This window comes from Pseudohaemophilus parahaemolyticus (assembly GCF_938021905.1).
In the GTDB taxonomy this organism is placed as follows: domain Bacteria; phylum Pseudomonadota; class Gammaproteobacteria; order Enterobacterales; family Pasteurellaceae; genus Haemophilus_A; species Haemophilus_A parahaemolyticus_B.
In genome coordinates this window covers 1-2,891 of sequence record NZ_CALIFA010000071.1, presented here as the reverse complement: position 1 = coordinate 2,891, position 2,891 = coordinate 1, and the positions used below count along the sequence as shown (strand labels likewise).

The window sequence follows — 2,891 nt, the reverse complement described above, 5'->3', positions numbered from 1 at the left end:
CAACTCCCACTAGAGCCACCATTTAAAACAGCATACGTAAGACGTGTGTTTTTTTGATGTTTGGCACGCAGTGTGCTGTTTTAAATGGTTAATAAGAGGACATTAAAATGATCGGTTACCAAGACTACGCAAGCCTGGGCTTACCGCCTGAATATGCAATGCAAGACCGCATTGAGCAAATGGAAAATAAAGTGCTTAAAAAGCTGAAATCATCAGGTTTAGGCATCTTAGCCGACAAGCTGATAGATACAGAAGTGTGGTACAACGCCATTGATGCGATGATTGAGGCGGAGCGGGTTTAACCAATACCCAAAGTATTATTTACATTGACATCACGCCTTGTAGTTTTATAATGCAACGTAGGTTTTAAAGAAATCTTTCAACAAAAGGTAATCAATATGAAAATGACAAAGCATAAATGTGTTGCCAATCTTCTTATTGGTTTTGGCTCAATTTTGAACATCGCCCCTGTTGTTGCCGTATCTCCAACCGTTGCGACAAACGGGCAGGCAGAGGCAAATAAATTGATTCGTGCATCTTGGGAGCGTGTAGGCGAAAGCTTGAAACAAGCTCGCAGAATGGGAACTCAAAATGAGCAATAAACTCAAGCCGATAAAACATCAAGACATTATCGAAGCAGTAAAACGAAATCCAACTATCTTGGAAGCGCCAGAAATTCAAGCTGTAATGGTTCATCAGCAAAAAGTACATTCTGGTCCGCTTCCTGCTGCTGAAGATATTGGCTTATATAATCAAGCTATCCCTAACGGTGGTGACCGCTTGATGAAAATGGCTGAAAAATCATTAGATATTGCAGATAAAACACAAATGGCTGAAATTGAAATGCGTAAAGAAGAGCAATGCATTCAAAAACGAGGTCAATTATTGGCTTTTGGCGTTGTAGGGCTCTTTACAGGATTATCCGCTTATCTCGCTTATTTAGGTGATACCACCTCAGCAGCACTATTGATGGGTGCAGGGTTAGTAAGTATTGTCGGTGCTTTCCTGTATTCCAACAAAAAATAACTCAACCCGCCCCGAAAAATTCGGGGCTTTTTATTTGCTTAACCCTTGACAACACCGCTCATATCGGATTATCATACCCCCGCTTTCAACAGCCTCTTTTAGAGGCTTTTTTTATATCTTTTGAATAACAAAAGGAATATTTATGCCTCGCATTTTTGGAAAAATGGGACGAGTGGAGGGGGTAAATGCAAAATCAACCGCAATGTCTCCCATATTATGGTTGATAGCAGTTGTCTTTTCAGGAACAGTAACACTATACTGGGCAACACAGCAAATTAATATCGTTTACTGTGGTTTGTTTTTCATCCTTTGTTTGCTTGTATACGCAATGAGATGTTACAATTTCTTTATGAAAAACGACCCCGACCGCCTACAATCCGAACGTTTTTCCATTAAAAAAATGGAATTGCAGCAAGGGTAAATTGGTGATAATACAAAAGGATTACAATCACCAAATCAAAACACTAACACTGAAATCATCCCGGTATTGGAGGATTTAGATGGCTAAAAAATACATTATTATTGTGGATGATGACATTCAAGCTGAGGCTGAAGATAAAATTACGCATTTTTTCCAAGCTAAAAATGCTAACTTTTGGCACTGGGTTCACAATGTCTGGATTGTTATTAGCGATACTTTTTCCATTACCGAAATTCGAGAATCACTCCGACTTATTCATACAGGAACTGTTCTTGTATTCCGTGTAGATGAAGGGAAACTTTCTGGATATGCTCATACTGAAAGCAGCAAATGGTTAAAAGAACACTGGAATGAAGGAAAACGCTATACTCCAGATGAATAAAACCGAAATTAGCTATTGACAACCTCACCGCTCTCGTTTAGGTCCCCCCCACTTTCAACAGAACGTCAGGAATTGGCGTTCCTGAATTGATTAGGGCGGTATAGATAGCACGCTCAAATGCGTATTTTTTTATACCCAAAAACAGCAAATCTACCTTTTACTAAAATTTTAGTAAAAGCCCAATGATGAACTGTTTGAGAGATCGAAAGATCGCCGTTTTGCTCTAATCAACGGTACGCCAATCTTGAACAGTTCATCACCAACAAATTGGCGTTTGTTCGTGATGATTTCTAAAACTTTGATTAGAGAATCACAAAATGACAAACTCAAACTTAATTCCTGTTTTTAACGGTTTAATCCAAAATCAACCTGTTCAACTTTGCAACGCTCGTGAACTTCACGCATTCCTAGAAATTCAAACTCGCTACAATGATTGGATTAACAACCGCATCAACGAATATGGTTTCATCCAAGATGAAGACTACTTCATCATCACCGAACGCACCAACGGACGCCCACGCAAGGAATATCACATCACCCTCGACATGGGCAAAGAACTCGGCATGGTCGAAAGAAACGAACGAGGCAGACAAATTCGCCAATACTTCATCCGTTGCGAAAGAACATTATTAAAAGCCTTGCAACAACCGCAACAGCTCGCCTTGCCAGAGCCTGAAAAGAAATACACCTTTGAATTTACCGAGTACGAACTCGAACAGCTCGTCTGGTTATGGTTCTCTCACAGCCAAATGAACACCCTACTCGGTCAACTCGAAAAACCACTTGAGGCAATCGGCTCACGTTTCAGTGCAATGACTTACAGCCACCATCACGAATACAAACGACACTACCTCGAAACCAAAGACACCATCGCACGCCTCGTCGAACCGTTCCAACAATCCGAACGCCTAAACTGGACACGTGCCATCAGCCTCATTGACCGAGCAGTTATCAAGTAATCCTTGAATACTCCCACCGCCTCACCCCACTCAAGACCTTAAAAAGGCGTGGGGCGGTTTTTTGCACCCTGAGTTTACGATTTTGATGAAATTTCCACCGAAA

The 2,891-nt window shown here is 40.9% G+C and carries 6 protein-coding genes; all 6 read left to right on the top strand.

Annotated features, from left to right (window positions below):
• Positions 1-107 precede the first annotated feature (107 nt).
• The 6 genes from QMF79_RS07885 to QMF79_RS07860 all read left to right on the top strand — a co-directional run bounded on the left by QMF79_RS07885 (position 108) and on the right by QMF79_RS07860 (position 2,788).
• The gene (locus tag QMF79_RS07885) at positions 108-302 is read left to right on the top strand and encodes a hypothetical protein (RefSeq protein WP_281773408.1); all 195 of its coding nucleotides are present in this window, start codon (positions 108-110) and stop codon (positions 300-302) included.
• Between the two features lie 96 nt (positions 303-398).
• Positions 399-602 carry a hypothetical protein gene (locus tag QMF79_RS07880; RefSeq protein ID WP_281773407.1) on the top strand — a complete coding sequence of 68 codons (204 nt, stop codon included), beginning with the start codon at positions 399-401 and terminating at the stop codon, positions 600-602.
• Positions 592-1,026 (top strand): hypothetical protein, encoded by a 435-nt coding sequence (locus tag QMF79_RS07875; protein WP_281773406.1) that lies wholly within the window; start codon positions 592-594, stop codon positions 1,024-1,026. The genes QMF79_RS07880 and QMF79_RS07875 overlap by 11 nt, the downstream gene beginning before the upstream one ends.
• 142 nt (positions 1,027-1,168) lie before the next feature.
• A complete protein-coding gene (locus QMF79_RS07870; RefSeq protein WP_281773405.1) occupies positions 1,169-1,447 on the top strand; it encodes a hypothetical protein in 279 nt (92 codons plus the stop codon).
• A 79-nt stretch (positions 1,448-1,526) separates the two neighbouring features.
• A complete protein-coding gene (locus QMF79_RS07865; RefSeq protein WP_281773404.1) occupies positions 1,527-1,829 on the top strand; it encodes a hypothetical protein in 303 nt (100 codons plus the stop codon).
• A gap of 317 nt (positions 1,830-2,146) precedes the next feature.
• A complete protein-coding gene (locus QMF79_RS07860; protein ID WP_281773403.1) occupies positions 2,147-2,788 on the top strand; it encodes an antA/AntB antirepressor family protein in 642 nt (213 codons plus the stop codon).
• Positions 2,789-2,891: the final 103 nt, after the last annotated feature.

Bases quoted from the DNA above. Each gene is read 5' to 3' on its own strand.
- QMF79_RS07860 (WP_281773403.1), top strand. From the start codon at position 2,147: ATGACAAACTCAAACTTAATTCCTGTTTTTAACGGTTTAATCCAAAAT.
- QMF79_RS07880 (WP_281773407.1), top strand. From the start codon at position 399: ATGAAAATGACAAAGCATAAATGTGTTGCCAATCTTCTTATTGGTTTT.
- QMF79_RS07865 (WP_281773404.1), top strand. From the start codon at position 1,527: ATGGCTAAAAAATACATTATTATTGTGGATGATGACATTCAAGCTGAG.
- QMF79_RS07885 (WP_281773408.1), top strand. From the start codon at position 108: ATGATCGGTTACCAAGACTACGCAAGCCTGGGCTTACCGCCTGAATAT.
- QMF79_RS07870 (WP_281773405.1), top strand. From the start codon at position 1,169: ATGCCTCGCATTTTTGGAAAAATGGGACGAGTGGAGGGGGTAAATGCA.
- QMF79_RS07875 (WP_281773406.1), top strand. From the start codon at position 592: ATGAGCAATAAACTCAAGCCGATAAAACATCAAGACATTATCGAAGCA.